Source organism: Allobosea sp. GW821-FHT09G06 (genome assembly GCF_059416005.1).
This window is the reverse complement of record NZ_JBWKOI010000001.1, coordinates 1299166-1314051: the sequence shown is the minus strand read 5'-3', so window position 1 is coordinate 1314051 and position 14886 is coordinate 1299166. Positions and strand designations below refer to the sequence as shown.

Annotated in this window: 12 protein-coding genes; 7 read left to right on the top strand and 5 right to left on the bottom strand. The window is 68.2% G+C overall.

Translation table 11 applies throughout. The features are described 5' to 3' along the window. Positions 1-191 precede the first annotated feature (191 nt). The 3 genes from ribA (at position 192) to AC07NY_RS06360 (ending at position 5345) form a co-directional block, all read left to right on the top strand. Positions 192-1319 (top strand): GTP cyclohydrolase II RibA, encoded by a 1128-nt coding sequence (gene ribA / locus AC07NY_RS06370; RefSeq protein WP_494582588.1) that lies wholly within the window; start codon positions 192-194, stop codon positions 1317-1319. A 31-nt stretch (positions 1320-1350) separates the two neighbouring features. Then, on the top strand, positions 1351-3714 hold the full coding sequence (locus AC07NY_RS06365) for a hypothetical protein (RefSeq protein ID WP_494582587.1): 2364 nt from the start codon (positions 1351-1353) through the stop codon (positions 3712-3714). A 101-nt stretch (positions 3715-3815) separates the two neighbouring features. After that, positions 3816-5345, top strand: coding sequence for an MFS transporter (locus AC07NY_RS06360; protein ID WP_494582585.1), 1530 nt, complete (start codon positions 3816-3818; stop codon positions 5343-5345). A 9-nt stretch (positions 5346-5354) separates the two neighbouring features. Here AC07NY_RS06360 and AC07NY_RS06355 read toward each other — a convergent pair whose 3' ends face one another. From AC07NY_RS06355 to AC07NY_RS06340, 4 genes are all read right to left on the bottom strand, one after another. Then, positions 5355-6215 (bottom strand): TIGR01459 family HAD-type hydrolase, encoded by an 861-nt coding sequence (locus AC07NY_RS06355; protein ID WP_494582584.1) that lies wholly within the window; start codon positions 6213-6215, stop codon positions 5355-5357. Next, positions 6215-7153 carry a sugar kinase gene (locus AC07NY_RS06350; protein ID WP_494582583.1) on the bottom strand — a complete coding sequence of 313 codons (939 nt, stop codon included), beginning with the start codon at positions 7151-7153 and terminating at the stop codon, positions 6215-6217. Before AC07NY_RS06350 ends, AC07NY_RS06355 begins: the two co-directional genes overlap by 1 nt. Positions 7154-7275: 122 nt before the next feature. Further along, positions 7276-8520: a hypothetical protein gene (locus AC07NY_RS06345; RefSeq protein WP_494582581.1), complete on the bottom strand. Its 1245-nt coding sequence runs from the start codon at positions 8518-8520 to the stop codon at positions 7276-7278. A 78-nt stretch (positions 8521-8598) separates the two neighbouring features. Further along, positions 8599-9120 carry a DUF1134 domain-containing protein gene (locus AC07NY_RS06340; protein WP_492286071.1) on the bottom strand — a complete coding sequence of 174 codons (522 nt, stop codon included), beginning with the start codon at positions 9118-9120 and terminating at the stop codon, positions 8599-8601. Between the two features lie 360 nt (positions 9121-9480). On the opposite strand from AC07NY_RS06340, the gene AC07NY_RS06335 reads away from it, so the two are divergent. Next, on the top strand, positions 9481-10026 hold the full coding sequence (locus AC07NY_RS06335; protein ID WP_494582579.1) for a YHS domain-containing (seleno)protein: 546 nt from the start codon (positions 9481-9483) through the stop codon (positions 10024-10026). A 10-nt stretch (positions 10027-10036) separates the two neighbouring features. On the opposite strand, the gene AC07NY_RS06330 is transcribed toward AC07NY_RS06335, so the two are convergent. Then, complete coding sequence (locus AC07NY_RS06330; protein WP_494582577.1) at positions 10037-10870, bottom strand: 3'(2'),5'-bisphosphate nucleotidase CysQ family protein; 834 nt, start codon at positions 10868-10870, stop codon at positions 10037-10039. A gap of 128 nt (positions 10871-10998) precedes the next feature. Here AC07NY_RS06330 and chpT point away from each other — a divergent pair, with 128 nt between their 5' ends. From chpT to AC07NY_RS06315, 3 genes are all read left to right on the top strand, one after another. Then, positions 10999-11640: a histidine phosphotransferase ChpT gene (gene chpT, locus AC07NY_RS06325; protein ID WP_492284888.1), complete on the top strand. Its 642-nt coding sequence runs from the start codon at positions 10999-11001 to the stop codon at positions 11638-11640. Positions 11641-11734: 94 nt separating this feature from the next. Further along, on the top strand, positions 11735-14365 hold the full coding sequence (locus AC07NY_RS06320; RefSeq protein WP_494582576.1) for a chemotaxis protein CheW: 2631 nt from the start codon (positions 11735-11737) through the stop codon (positions 14363-14365). Then, entirely contained in the window at positions 14362-14865 is a 504-nt protein-coding gene (locus tag AC07NY_RS06315; protein WP_494582574.1) for a chemotaxis protein CheW, read from the top strand. The genes AC07NY_RS06320 and AC07NY_RS06315 overlap by 4 nt, the downstream gene beginning before the upstream one ends. Positions 14866-14886: the final 21 nt, after the last annotated feature.

Below are 14886 nucleotides of genomic sequence, written 5' to 3'. Positions count from 1 at the left end.
CGGCGACATGCTCCGGAAGTTCCCGTTTTCGCTTGCCGATGGACACCATCTGACGCGGTTTTGATCATGGAACCGGCGCCCCGTCCGCCACGTTGCTGGCAGAGCGCAATGCAAGGCCCTATATCGATACCCGATGGTGCCCTGGATGCCCCCTCGGCCGGTTGCGCCGGCCCAATCTGACGGACTTTTCGATGCCTGAGTCGCGTACGCTCTTCGGCCCATCCCTCCAGACGGATCTCGTGAAGGTCGAGCGGGCGATCGCCGAGTTTCGCGCCGCCCGCCCGGTCCTGCTCCGCGATGGCGAGCGGCTGGCGCTGGCCCTTTCCGCCGAACTCGCCGACGCCGAACTGGCTCGCCGCTTCGACACGCTGGCGCAAGGCCGCGGCCATCTCGTGCTGAGCGCCGCGCGCCTGCGCCGCCTCGGTGCCAAGGGACGCCTGGAAACCGGCATTTTCGCATTGCCGACCATCGACACCCCGCGCATCGAGACGCTGGCGCTCAAGATCGACAGCCGCATGGATGCGCCGGTCGCCCCGGCCTCGGCGCTGGATGAGGCGGCGCTCGAACTGGCGCGCCTCTCGCTGGTGCTGCCGGCCATCATTCTCGTGCCCGTAACCGCTGAGGCCATTGCCGGCGAGCCGCTCGTCGAGGTCGAGATCGCGGCGGTGAATGGTTACCGCGCCGAGCAGGCGGCGACGCTGAAGATCGTCGGCCGCGCCCCGGTGCCGCTCGAAGGCGCGCCGGACACCGAATTCGTCGTTTTCCGCGGCGGCGAGGGCCTGCGCGACCAGGTCGCGATCATCGTCGGCAAGCCCGACCTTGCCTCTGCCGTGCCGGTGCGGCTGCACTCGGCCTGCCTGACCGGCGATCTGTTCGGCTCGCTGAAATGCGATTGCGGCGACCAGCTCCGCGAGACCGTGCAGTGGATGGCCGAGAACGAGGGCGGCATCCTGCTCTATCTCGACCAGGAAGGCCGCGGCAACGGCATCTCCAACAAGATGCGCGCCTACAAGCTGCAGAGCCAGGGCTGGGACACCTATGACGCCGACGAGGTCCTCGGCTTCGATCTCGACCAGCGCCATTTCGACTTCGCCGCGACCATGTTGAAGCAGCTCGGCGTCTCCAGCGTCGTGGCGCTGACCAACAACCCGCAGAAGATCGGCGCGATCGAAGCGGCAGGTCTCGAGGTCGCGGCGACGCAGCGCGTCCTTGGTCGCCCGAACGCGCATAATGTCCGCTATCTCGCCTCGAAGCGTGACCGCGCCGGCCATTTCATCGACATGGACGCGCTGATGGCGCGCGCCGCCCCGACGGATTGACCGCGTTCCCGCTCGTGATCAGGCCAGGCTGATGCCCGCGCCCGACGACACCCTGCCCGACAGTCCCGGACGCTGGCCGCTCGCCAGCGTCTGCGCGATCGTGTTCATCGCCTGGCTTGCCCTGTCATGGCCGTGGCTCTCGGGCACGCTGACCATACCCTGGGACGCCAAGGCGCATTTCCATCCGCAGCTCCAGTTCCTCGCCGATGCCTTCCACAAGGGCCTCTCGCCGTTCTGGACGCCTTATGTCTTCTCCGGCTCGCCGCAGGTCGCCGATCCGCAATCGCTGATCTTCTCGCCCTCCTTTGCCCTGATCGCGGCGCTGAATCCGACTCCCGACTTCCGCTGGAGCGACGGCGCCCTCCTCGGCACCTTGCTGCTCGGCGCTCTGTCGATCGTCATGATCTTCCGCGACCGCGGCTGGCATCCGGCCGGCGCGGTCGTCGCAGCGCTCTCCTTCGCCTTCGGCGCGGCCGCCGCATGGCGCATCCAGCATGTCGGGCAGGTGCTGAGCCTTGGCTATTTTGCGATCACGCTGTTCCTGCTGTCCCGGGCGCTGGAACGCAGCTCGATCGCCTATGGCTTCGCCGCCGGCATCGCTTCCGGCTTCATGGTGCTGGGGCGCGATCAGGTCGCGCTTCTGGGCGTCTATGTCCTCGCCGGGCTCACCGTCGCCGCCATCCTGATGGCGCAGAACCCATGGCGCGCCTTCCGCACCAGCCTGCCGCCGCTCGTCGCAGGCACGCTCGGCGCCATCCTCGTCGCGACGGTGCCGATCCTGCTGACCGCCTTCATAGCGCAGGAATCGAACCGCCCCGTCATCGATTTCGTCGAGGCCGGCAAAGGATCGCTCCACCCGGCAGCCCTGCTGACCGGGCTCTTCGCCAATCTCTACGGCGCGGCCGGGCCGCTCGCCGATTTCTGGGGCGCGCCAAGCCCGGCCTGGGAGGCGCGCTTCGGGCCGCTCGGGCTCTTCCTCGCCCGCAACATGAGCCAGCTCTATCTCGGCCTGCTGCCGATGGGACTGATCCTGACGGTCGGCCTCGTCCGTGGCGCGCTCTGGCGGCGCGAGATCGTCCCGCTCACGGTCGCGGCGATCATCGTCCTGCTCTTCGCGCTCGGCCGCTACACGCCGGCCTTCCGGGTGCTGTTCGAACTGCCGGGCATCAGCTTCTACCGCCGCCCGGCCGATGCGCTCTTCATCCTCGGCGCCCTGCTCGCTTTGCTCGGCGGCTACCTCACCCATCTCGTCATGACCGGCGCAGCACCCAAGGCGCGGCCCTGGCAGATCGCCCTCGAAGCCCTGATCTTCGCAGGTGCGCTCGCCTTCGCGCTCTGGCTCGCCTGGACGGTCGGGCGCATCCCGGTCGCCACCATGCCGCTGATCATCGCGGCGCTCTGCGGCATGCTCTCGCTCGGCGGCCTCATCGCTGCGCGCGGACTATCGAGACGCGGTTCCATCCTCGCAGCGACCATCGTGCTGGCGGCGACATTGACCATGGATCTCGCCGTCAACAATGGCCCGAGCGAATCCACCGCCCTGCCCGCGCAGACCTATGACGTCCTGCGCAAGAACAGCAGCAACGACACCATTGCGCTGCTGAAGCGCGAAACGGCCCGCACCATGGCGCCAGACCGGCGCGACCGCATCGAGCTCGCGGCCATCGATTTCCACTGGCCGAATGCCAGCCTCGTCCACGATCTCGACAACACGCTGGGCTACAACCCGCTGCGCCTCGGCCTCTATAGCAAGGCGACCGGTGCGGGGGACCATGTCGCCCTGCCCGACCAGCGCACCTTCTCCCCCCTGATGCCGGGCTACCGCTCGCTGCTCGCCGATATGCTGGGCTTGCGCTTCATCGCGACCGGCGTGCCGGTCGAGCAGATCGACAAGCGACTGAAACCCGGCGACCTCAGGCAGATCGCCCGCACCAAGGACGCCTTCGTCTACGAGAACCAGCACGCTCTGCCGCGCGTGCTGCTGGTGACAGAGGCCCGGAAAGCAGATTTCGACGCGATCCTGAAGACCGGCGAATGGCCTGTGGATTTCGACCCGCGCCGCACCGTCCTGCTCGACCGCGATCCCCCGCCCTTGCCCACCGGCCCGCTCGGAGCGAACAGCGTCGCGATCCGCGACTACGGCACCACGACCGTGACGCTCGCGGCCGAGACGGCACGCGGCGGCTATCTCGTGCTCAACGATGTCTGGCACCATTGGTGGCAGGTCGAGATCGACGGCCGGCCCGCCGAATTGCTGCGCGCCAATGTCCTGTTCCGCGCTGTCGTCGTGCCTCCCGGCAAGTCGACGGTGCGCTTCGTCTTCCGCCCGCTGCAAGGCCTCTGGCAGGACATCGCCACGCATCTGCGCAAGCCTCCGGCAACGCAGCCCGGATAGCGGCAGGCTGCGACCGGAAGGCGAAAATCACCTCTCCTGCCAATTTTGGCCGCGCTATCGTGGCAGAGAGCCCGCCTGACAACCAGACTTGCGAGACAACCATGACGGCGGCACCCGCTTCGATCCGGGGCGAGAAGGCGACGCGGCGCGAATGGCTCGGCCTGATCGCGATCGCCCTGCCCTGCATGATCTATTCGATGGATCTGACGGTGCTGAACCTCGCGGTGCCGACGCTGACGCGCGAATTGAAGCCGAGCGCCAGCCAGCTGCTCTGGATCATCGACATCTACGGCTTCATGGTCGCCGGCTTCCTGATGACCATGGGCACGCTGGGCGATCGCATCGGCCGTCGCCGCCTGCTGATGATCGGCGCCGCCTTCTTCGGCGTCGCCTCGACGGTGGCCGCCTTCTCGAACAGCGCGGAGATGCTGATCGCGATGCGCGCGGTGCTCGGCATCGCCGGCGCAACGCTCGCGCCCTCGACGCTCTCGCTGATCACGGTGATGTTCACCGACGAGAAGGAACGCACCTTCGCGATCTCGATGTGGATCGCCAGCTTTTCGGCCGGCGCGATTATCGGCCCGGTCGTCGGCGGCTTCCTGATCGAGTATTTCTGGTGGGGCTCGGTCTTCCTGATCGCCGTGCCGCCGATGCTGCTCCTGCTCGCGATCGGTCCCATCCTGCTGCCGGAATACCGCGCCCCGAATGCCGGCAGCCTCGATGTCTTCAGCGCGCTGCTCTCACTCGCGGCCGTGCTGAGCCTCGTTTACGGCATCAAGCACTGGGCGGCCGAGGGCTTCGATTGGCTGGCCGCAGCGGCGATCCTCGTCGGCCTCGCCTTCGTCCTGATTTTCATCCGGCGCCAGAAGCGGCTCGCCGACCCGATGGTCGATCTCGCGATGTTCCGGATTCCCGCCTTCCGAGCGGCGCTCGCGATCAACCTCGCCGGCATCCTCTTCATGTTCGGCAGCTTCATCTTCATGGCGCAGTATTTCCAGCTCGTCGCCGGTTTGACGCCGCTGCAAGCCGGGCTCTGGTCGCTGCCTTCGGCTATCGCCTTCACGCTCGCCTCCTTCGTCACGCCCGCTCTGGTCGGGCGCTACAAGCCGGCAACCTTGATGGCGGGCGGCATGGCGCTCTCGGCGATCGGCTTCACCTGGCTCGTCTTCGCACCGAGCCTGATCCAGATCGTCGCAGCCTCGGTCGTGTTCTCGATCGGCTTCACGCCGGTGATCACGCTGACGACCGGCATCGTCGTCGGCTCGGCCCCGCCCGAGCGCACCGGCGCGGCCTCGGCCATGTCGGAAACCTCGGCCGAACTCGGCGGCGCGCTCGGCATCGCCGTGCTCGGCAGCCTGGGCGCCGCGCTCTATCGCAACCGCATGGCGGATGTCGCGGTGTCCGGCGTCAGTGCGGATGCGCTCGCTCCGGCCCGCTCGACTTTGGGCGGCGCACTGGCGCTGGCCGCGGGGCTTTCGCCCGATCAGGCCGGGCCGATGTTGGCGCGGGCCAGCGAAGCCTTCATGGTCGGCTTCCGCGCGGCAGCGATCCTGTCGATCATCGGCATGCTGCTCTGCATCGTCATCACGCTGACGACCTTGCGCGACGCCCGCACGGGCGACGCGCACTGAACACGCGCCTCAGGCCAACGCGCCCATCGCCGCGATCGGCTGGACGGGCAATCCGTCCATCACCTTGGCGAGGCCGGCCGCATCGACCTCCCCGCCCCGCATCGTCTCGTCGCGATGGATGCCGCCCGCGATGAACAGGCTGTCAAAGCCCATCAGGCGTGCACCGGCCAGATCGGTGCGCACAGCGTCGCCGATCACCAGCACCTTGCCGGTCTCAACCGGCCGGCCGCCACGGGCATCGGCCGCCGCCGCGAGCGCAAGGTCATAGGCCGGGCGATAGGGCTTGCCGGCCCAGGCGACGGAGCCGCCGAGTTCCTCATAGATCGTCGCCAGCGCACCGGCGCAGGGCAGCAGGTCCTCGCCGACATGCACGACGAGATCGGGATTGCCGCAGATGAAGGGCAGGCCGCGCCGGGCAAAGCGCTCCAGCAATGGCCGGTACTGCTCCGGCGTCTCGGTGCGGTAGTCGTTGAGCTCGGTCGCGACGACGATATCGGCCTTGTCCTCATCGACGAGCGTGACATCGAGCCCGTCGAACACGGCCCGGTCGCTCTGCCAGCCGATATGGTAGGCGCGCTTGTGGTGGCTCTGCGCGATCAGGGCGCGCGTCACGTCGCCGGAGGTGACCAGCCGGTCCCAGGCCTCGCGCGGCACGCGCTTGGCATCGAGCAGCCCGGCGACCTGCTGCGACGGCCCCGGCGCGTTCGAGAGCAGCACCACCGTGCCGCCGCGTTCGCGATAGGCCATCAAGGCCTCGCAGGCCGGCTCCAGCGCCCAGAGCCCGTCATGCACGACGCCCCAGACATCGCTGATCAGCACATCGTAGCGGGCGAGGAGATCGCCTGCCCTCTTCAGAACCGGAACGCTCATCAGGAACGCGCCTCCGCGGCGATGCGTGCCTCGACATCGGCGCGGCGCGGCAGCGGCGCGACTGCGCCATAGCCCAGCGTCGAGAGCGCCGCCGCGACATTGGCATAGGCACCGGCGGCGAAGGCATCGCCCGTGCGCAGGTATTCGGCGAGGAAGGCGCCGTCATAGCAATCGCCCGCGCCCGTCGCGTCGATCGCATCGACCTTGATCGGCCGGAAGCGCTCGCGCCGGACCGGCGTCGCCACCAGCGAGCCCTCATGGCCGAGCGTCAGCGCGACCACGCGCGCACCAAGCCCAAGATAGAAATCGACGATGGCATCGGGGTTGTTCAGCCCCGTGAGCTGCGTCGCGTCGTCGAGGCCGGGCAGGATGATGTCGGCCATGGCGCAGGCGGCGTGGATGATCGCCCTGGCGCGGGTCAGCGGCCAGAGCTTCAGGCGCAGATTGGTGTCGTAGGCGGTGAGCACACCGGCCTTGCGCGCGGTATCGAATGCATCGAACACCGCGTCGCAGGCGCTGGCCGAGATCGCCTGGCTGATGCCGGAGGCCTGGATGATCCGGGCGGAGCGGATCAGATCGCGCGGCAGGTCGCGCGGACCGTAGAGGCTCGCGGCCGAGCCGGCGCGCAGATAGGAGAAGACGTGACCGGAAGGGCCGTGATCGACGAAATAGAGACCGGTCGGCGCGCTCGGATGGGTCGCGACATGGCTGTCGTCGACGCCTTCGCGCTTCCACAGGCCGCGGATCGAATGGCCGGCGCTGTCATCGCCGAGCGCCCCGAGATAGCCGACCGACATGCCCTGGCGCGCGGCCGCGACCGCGCAATTCGAGGTGTCGCCGCCATGGCCGAACAGGAAGGCGCCGCTCTCGGCGCGGGTCGCATTGAACTCGCCGAGCGGTTCGCCGAGGCAAAGGAGATCGAAGCGGCTGTCGGTCACGTTTCAAACCATTCAGATGGCGTGGGAACGCCGGGGAACACAGCCTTCCTAGAACATCGAATGGCAAAGTGAAATCCGCTGTCGGCGAAGAATTCGACGGCCGAGGATGCCTGCGGCCGCGCCTATTCCGCCGCCTCGCGCTTCGGCGCCGCGCTCATCAGCCGGTCCGCCAGCTTGACGATCTCCTGGCGCAGGGCTGCGTCGTTGGCGCCCGCACCCCCTGCCCGGCGAAGACCGGAAATCTCGTCCATGAGTTTGGTGCGATCGTCCCGCGCCTGGGTCAGCGCGCCCTGCAGCGTCTGAAGCTCGGCCCGCAACATCTCGATCTGGCTCTCGCGTTCGTTCTGAGCGTTCTGCAAGGTCGCGACCTCCTCCCGGTTTCGCCGCTTGGCCGCCTCATGGTCGTCCTTCGCAGCGGTCAGCGCCAAATCCAGTGCGCCGCGCATGTCCCTGGTCGCGGCATGGTCGGCCTGTTCCTGCCGAAGCTGCGTGTCGAGCTGCTGCGCCGCCACGCCTGCCGCGCTGGCGCGGGCATCGGCCGCCGCGAGCCCGGCCTCGGCCTGTGCGGCCCGCGCATCGAAGGCATCGGCCCGCACCCGCTCGCCATCGCGCTCGCCGGTCATCGCGCGCAGCGCAGCCTCGCTCTGGACGAGGCGCTTCTCGGTCACGGCGAGCTTGTCCGCAAGCTCGTCGCCCTTGGCCTGCAGCACCATGATGCGGGTTCCGTCCTCGACCTGCGCGACGCGCAATTTCTCGGCACCACTACGGCTCTCAGCCAGCTCCCGCTCGCGCTCCGCCAGCAAGGTCTCGATCCGCCCGACCGTCTCCCGCTCACGATCCAGCTCGCCGTTGCGCGCGACCAGATCGGCGCCGGTGCCGGTCAAGGCCGAGCGCGTCTCTTCCAGATTGCGTTCGAGGCTTGCGAGATCCGCCACCCGCTTCTCGAGCGTGGCAGTGGTTTCAACATGGCCGGACCGTTCACTGGCGAGCGCGGTCTGCGTATCGGCAAGCTCGCCGCGTGTCTGCGCGAGATCGATTTCGAGCCCGCCGATCCGGTCGTCGCGCTCGCCGAGCTCGCGTTCCAGCCGGCCGATCGTCATGTCGCGCCGGCCGAGTTCCTGCATCGCGCCGGCCTTGGCGGCGAAGCCGCGCTCGGCATCTTGCTCGGCCGAGCGCATGCGCAGGGCAAGCTCGGCGCGCAGATGATCGCGATCGGCAGCGATTTCGGCGAGCGACAACGGGAATGCGGCCTCGGCCCGCTTGCGCGCCAGCCTGTCGGCCCGCCGCGCCAGCGCCGGCACGGCCGCCAGGGCCATGAGGGCGGCGCAGAGGAAGCCGAGCGCGAACAGCATGGCGGCTTCGATCAAGTCTCAGGACTCCCGGCTATGGGCTGAGGCCGAATCTGCCATGGCGGGAGCGCCATGGCCAGAGCTAGTCGCCCCGGCCTAGAACGGGTTCCAGGTCGCCTGCTGCGTGAACTTGAGATAGCCGAGATTGACGCCGAGCCGCCAGCCGACGCCGGTGCGGATCGGCACCACGGTGATGCCCTCGGCCGTGAGCGCGGTGAAGCCGAAGCCGCCGATGAAATAGGCCGAGCCATCGACACCGGCGAAGCGCTGGTAGAGCGCGTCGACCACCGGCAGGTTGTAGACCAGCATCATCGTGCGCGCGCCCTCGCCGCCGAAATCGAAGCCGATCGAAGGTCCTTGCCAGAATACGCGGCGGTCACCGGCATTACGGGTATAGAGCTGACCCTCGCCATAGCGCAGGCCGCCGACGAAGGCGCCGGAGGCTTCCTGGCCAAGGACATAGCCGTTCGGCTCGCCCCAGCGGCGCACCGCCTCCTCGATCGTCAGCGCAAGCCCACGCGAGACGTTGCCGAAGAACTTGTGGCCGGAGCCGACGAGTTCGTTCTGGGTGAACGATTGCTGTTCCTTGTACTTCTGGGCGAGCGCCGGAAGCGGCATCCCGCTCAGGCTCGCGCCGGCCACGGCGAGACCGCCCGTGATCAGATTGCGGCGGGTCTGGGTCATCAGCGACATCTCCAGGCAGGGCGCCAGACAAGGCAGAGCGCCGGGGCGGTTCGATCGTCCGTCCGCTCGGCACCGGCGAAGGCTGCGCGGCAGCCGGCCCGGGATGGAGGCGAGACGGGCCGGGGGGCGGGCCGATCCTGGGCCATCCGCCGCCCGACCGAACGTCGAAACGTGACGCTCGGCGAATGCGAATCAATTCGGTAACGGATTTGATACGCCGTAAATCTATCCAAGGCGTGAAGATTCCGGAGAGCCGCTCGGCCCGGGATGAGGTCCCATTGAGGATTTGATGCGATGAAGGCCGCAACAAGGCAGCGCTGGGTCTTGCTCGCGGCTTGTCTCTCGATCCTCTCCCCGACCGGACGGCCAGCCCTGGCGAGTACCCCTTCCGCCACGCCGGCCGCGGCGACGCCCGTGCCCTTCCCGGCCCTGCCGGACATGCCGTCGCTCGGCGAGGTGATGCAGCGGGACCTGCACACCGGTCTCGCCATCAACGGCTTCGATCCTGTCTCCTATCGACTCGGTGCAAAGCCGCTGGCCGGACGCGCCGAATATGAGCTCATCCAGAACCGCTTCGTCTGGCGCTTCGCCTCGCAGGCCAATCTCGAAGCCTTCCGCGACGCTCCGCAGATCTACGCGCCGGCCTTTGGCGGCTTCGATCCAACCGGTGTCGCCAATGGCGTCGCCGTCGAAAGCGATCCCAGCCTGTTCGCGGTGATCGGATCGCGCCTTTACCTATTCCGCTCGGCCGAGAACCGCCAGCGTTTCCTGCGGGAAGCCGGCTTGCTGGCGCAGGCCGAAAGCCGCTGGAACGCCGTACTGCGCTCCGTCGCCCGCTAGCCGCTCGGCCTTAGCCGCCACAATCCCCGGCGATCGCCTGCCGGGCCAGGGCTTCGCTCGATGCCGCCACGAAAGGCGGGTTGCGGAACTGCCGCTCGCTGCGGCCGTAATCCGGCAGCGTGCCGTCCAGGGTCAGCACGATCCCGCCCGCCGCCGAGAGAATGGCATCGCCGGCCGCGATGTCCCATTCCATCGTCTGGCCGCAGCGGACATGGATATCGGCCTCGCCCGAGGCGATCATCCCGAATTTCACCGCCGACGAGACCGGGATGCCCTTGCTGCAACACATCGAGGCCGCGATGCCGTCGCTGCGACCGTCGCCATGGAAGCGGCTGACCAGCGCGACCGGCCCCTCGCCCGGCACGGCCCGGACGCTCGTCCGCCGCGCTTCGCCCAGAAGGGCGCCGTCCGGAGCGAAATCCTGTTCAAAGGCATGCTCGCCTGAGAACCAGAGTCGTCCGATGGCCGGGGCCGCGATCGCGCCCGCGATCGGGCGGCCGTCGCTGACCACGGCGATCGCCACGCAGTAGCTGTCGCCGCCCGCAAGGAACTCGCGCGTGCCGTCGAGCGGGTCGAGCAGGATGAAGATCGCGCCGGGCGCCGCGTCCTGCGCGGTTTCCTCGCTGACGATCGGAAAGCCCGGCAGCAGGCGCGCCAAAGCGTCCTTGGCGGCGTGATCAGCCGCAAGGTCCGCGGAGCAGACCGGCGTGCCGTCGCTCTTCATCCGGACGTCGCGCGCTGCCCGCTTCGCCAGCAGGACCGCGGCGCTCACGCCGGCAGCTTCCGCCAATTTGCGCCCCAGCCCGTCGCGATCGCGCAGGCGGGGATCGTCATGGCCGATCATCGCGGCCCATCCTTCCCGTAATCGCTCCCGATATGGCGATTAACCACATGAAAACCAAGATGCCAGCATATCAAGCGACAACGACGCCCCAATTCCGGCGCATCACCGTTTCCCAGGACCCAGCCCCCATGACCGACATCTCGCTCGAGCCGCTCGATCTGGCTGCGCTTCTCTGCAGCCGTGTCTGTCATGACGTGATCAGCCCGGTCGGCGCGATTGTCAACGCTCTCGAGGTTCTGGAGGAAGACGATCCGTCGATGCGCGATTTCGCGCTGGAGCTGATCAAGAAGAGCGCGCGCGCCGCCTCGGCCCGCCTGCAATTCGCCCGTCTCGCCTTCGGCGCAGCCGGTTCGGCCGGCGCGATGATCGATCTCGGCGATGCCGGCAATGTCGCCAACGGCTTCCTCAACGACGAGAAGCTCTCGCTCGACTGGGAGGCGCCGCGCGCCCTGCTGCCGAAGAACCAGGTCAAGCTCCTGCTCAACCTGCTGGTGCTGGCGACGCAGGCCGTGCCGCGCGGCGGCAAGCTCGTCTCGCGCGCGACCGTCGAGGGCGAGCAGGGCACGTTCGAGATCACCGCGACCGGCTCGCATGCCCGGATTCCCGCTCATGTCGAAGAGCTCATCGCCGGGCGTTCGGAGACGGGCACGATCGACGCCCACGCCGTCCAGCCGCTCTATACCGGCATGGTCGCCCGTGCCGCCGGGATGGGCATCACCTTCGCCATCGAGGGCGACACGGTGACGATCAAGGCCACCAAGGCTGCGTGAACGATCGTTACCGGTCGAGGCGCGATCTCAACCGATCATAAACCGTTCTCCTGCTTTAGTTCCTGCAGCGTTCCGCGTTGAGTGAAGTTCCTGCATGGACGAGCTGCTGCAAGAGTTCCTGACGGAGACCGGCGAGAATCTCGACACGGTCGATCGGGAACTCGTTCGCTTCGAGCAGGACCCCAACGACCGCGACATCCTGCGGAACATCTTCCGGCTGGTGCATACGGTGAAGGGCACCTGCGGCTTCATCGGCCTGCCCCGGCTGGAAGCGCTGACCCATGCCGCCGAGTCGGTGATCGGCCAGTTCCGCGACGGCGCGACCGTCAAGCCCAGCGCCGTCACCGCGATCCTGGAGACCATCGACCGGATCAAGGACATTCTGGCCGAACTCGCCGAAAAGGGGCAGGAGCCGGAAGGCAATGACGAGACGCTGATCGGCGAATTGTTCGCGCTGGCCGAGCATGCCAAGGGCGAGCTCAAGCTGAATCCGCCGGCCGATCCTTCGCTCGATCCGGTCGCGGCTTATCTCGCGCGCCACGGCCAGGCCGCCCCTGTCGCGAGCAGCGCGGAAGACATCATCTTTCGCAGCGCGCCGGGCCCGCAGCGCGGTCCCGACGGCCGGATCGAAGGCCACGAAATCGCCGCCCCGGCCGAGGAGACGCATGGCCCGGTGCGCAGCAGCAACACGGGCCCGGCCACGCTGCGCGTCAATGTCGATACGATCGAGCATCTGATGACGATGGTCTCGGAGCTGGTCCTGACGCGCAACCAGCTCCTCGAGGTCTCCAGGCGGCAGGAGGATGCCGGGCTCAAGGCCCCGCTCCAGCGCCTGTCGCTGATCACCGCCGAACTGCAGGACGGCGTGATGAAGACGCGCATGCAGCCGATCGGCAACGCCTGGTCGAAGCTGCCGCGCATCGTGCGCGATCTCAGCGCGGAACTGGGCAAGCGCATCGAGCTGATCACCGAAGGCGCCGAGACCGAGCTCGATCGGCAGATCCTCGACCTGATCAAGGACCCGCTGATCCACATGGTCCGCAACTGCGCCGACCATGCGATCGAATTGCCGGCCGACCGGCGCGAGGCCGGCAAGCTCGAGCACGGCACGATCCGCCTCGCCGCCTATCACGAGGGCGGCTCGGTCACGATCTCGATCGCCGATGACGGGCGCGGCCTCAACATCGAGCGCATCCGCGACAAGGCCATCGCCAAGGGTCTGGCCACGGAGGCGGAGCTTGAACGGCTGAGCGACGGTCAGATCGGCCGCTTCATCTTCCATCCCGGCTTCTCCACCGCCGACAACGTGACGGCCGTCTCGGGCCGCGGCGTCGGCATGGATGTCGTCAAGGCGAATGTCGATTCGATCGGCGGCACGGTCGATGTCGCGAGCCGCCCCGGCCTCGGCACGACCATCACCATCAAGATACCGCTGACCCTCGCCATCATCTCCGCGCTGATCGTGGTCGCCGGCGAGGACCGCTACGCCATCCCCCAGATCGCCGTGCGCGAGCTGGTGCGGGCGAAGGCCGGCGACGACAACCGCATCGAGGAGATCAACGGCGCTCCGGTGCTGCGGCTGCGCGGGCGCCTGCTGCCGATCGTCTCGCTGCCGGGGCTGATGGCCTCCTCCGGCAAGGAACATGCCGGGCGGACGGATGGCGAGGGCTTCATCGTCGTCACCCAGATCGGCGAGCGGCAGTTCGGCATTCTCGTCGACAGCGTCTTCCACACCGAGGAAATCGTGGTGAAGCCGATGTCGAGCAAGCTGCGCCACATCCACCTGTTTTCCGGCAACACGATCCTCGGCGACGGCACCGTCGTGCTCATCGTCGATCCCAACGGAGTCGCGCGCCTGGTCGGGGCGGCGATCACCGAGGATGTCCAACAGGAACCGCGCGAGACGGCAGCCCAGGTGCATCGCGGCGAGCGTACGACCATGCTCGTCTTCCGCGCCGGCACCGGCAGCCTCCAGGCGCTGCCGCTCTCCCTCGTCACGCGGCTCGAGGAGATCGAGGCCGGCGAGTTCCAGCGTAGCGGCAGCCGCACATTGCTGCATTATCGCGGGCGCCTGGTTCCGGTGACGCCGGTGGCGGAGACGCAGCTGCGCGACAAGGGCATCCAGCCGCTGGTCATCGTCTCGAACGGCGACCTCACGGTGGCGCTCGCCGTCGAGGCGATCGTCGACATCGTCGAGGACACCTTCGAGCTGGAAATGGCGGCGGCGGAGGAGCGCGGCATCATCGGGTCGGCCATGATCCGCGGCCGCGCCACCGACGTTCTCGATCTCGCCCACTATCTGCCGCTGAACGAGCCCGGCTGGTTCGCGGGCGGGCGTAGCGCGGAGCTTCCCGGCCGGATCCTGCTGGTCGAACCCTCCGACTTCCTGCGCGACATGCTCGGCCCGGTCCTGAAGGCTTCGGGCCGGACCATCGCGACGCTGTCCGACTTCAGCGAGACGGGGCTCGCCGGCGGCGAGCCGATCATGACCGCGATGCTCGATCTCGATCGCGACAGCGACGCCGCCTTCGCCTTTGCCGCGATCCTGCGCGAGCGGGCCAAGGGGGAGCGCCTGCGCATCCTCGGGCTCACCACTTGCGCCACGCCGGACCTGCACATGCGGGCTGTCCAGGCCGGTTTCGACGATGTCGTCGCGAAATTCGACCGTCGCGCCCTGCTGAGCGAGCTCAATACGGCCGGCGCCGACCTGAGGCATGCGGCATGATGGCGAACGAACCTCATTCTCCCGTGCCCGCCGCGCCTGGCTTCGGCGATTCGCTCGACTATGTGACGATCCGCGTCGGCGAGCAGCTGCTCGGCCTGCCGATCGGCCGCGTCCAGGACGTCTTCATCGCCAACCGCATCACGGTCGTCCCGCGCGCGCCCGACGAGATCGTCGGCCTGATCAACCTGCGCGGCCGCATCGTCACCGCGATCTGCCTGCGCAAGCGGCTTGGGCGCCCCGCTCCCCTGCGGCTCGACGGACAGGGCCGCACCGAATTGACCGCGATCGGCATCGACCATGGCGGCGAGGCCTATGCGCTCATCGTCGATGCGGTCGGCGAGGTCATCCGGCTCGACCGGTCCACCTTCGAGCCGCTTCCGGTTCATCTCGATCGCGTCTGGGCGGCGCTGGCGACGGGCATCCATCGCCTGGCCGGCGAGCTTCTCGTCGTCCTCGACCTCGACGCCGTCCTCGATCTCGACCTTCGCAGCGCGGCCTGACGGCAACGCCACAGTTTTTGG

What these genes read in the sequence shown, in the direction of transcription:
- ribA (WP_494582588.1), top strand. Translation starts at nt 192, where the DNA reads ATGCCTGAGTCGCGTACGCTCTTCGGCCCATCCCTCCAGACGGATCTC.
- AC07NY_RS06355 (WP_494582584.1), bottom strand. Translation starts at nt 6,215, where the DNA reads ATGAGCGTTCCGGTTCTGAAGAGGGCAGGCGATCTCCTCGCCCGCTAC.
- AC07NY_RS06360 (WP_494582585.1), top strand. Translation starts at nt 3,816, where the DNA reads ATGACGGCGGCACCCGCTTCGATCCGGGGCGAGAAGGCGACGCGGCGC.
- AC07NY_RS06340 (WP_492286071.1), bottom strand. Translation starts at nt 9,120, where the DNA reads ATGCCGCTTCCGGCGCTCGCCCAGAAGTACAAGGAACAGCAATCGTTC.
- AC07NY_RS06335 (WP_494582579.1), top strand. Translation starts at nt 9,481, where the DNA reads ATGAAGGCCGCAACAAGGCAGCGCTGGGTCTTGCTCGCGGCTTGTCTC.
- AC07NY_RS06315 (WP_494582574.1), top strand. Translation starts at nt 14,362, where the DNA reads ATGATGGCGAACGAACCTCATTCTCCCGTGCCCGCCGCGCCTGGCTTC.
- AC07NY_RS06320 (WP_494582576.1), top strand. Translation starts at nt 11,735, where the DNA reads ATGGACGAGCTGCTGCAAGAGTTCCTGACGGAGACCGGCGAGAATCTC.
- AC07NY_RS06365 (WP_494582587.1), top strand. Translation starts at nt 1,351, where the DNA reads ATGCCCGCGCCCGACGACACCCTGCCCGACAGTCCCGGACGCTGGCCG.
- AC07NY_RS06330 (WP_494582577.1), bottom strand. Translation starts at nt 10,870, where the DNA reads ATGATCGGCCATGACGATCCCCGCCTGCGCGATCGCGACGGGCTGGGG.
- chpT (WP_492284888.1), top strand. Translation starts at nt 10,999, where the DNA reads ATGACCGACATCTCGCTCGAGCCGCTCGATCTGGCTGCGCTTCTCTGC.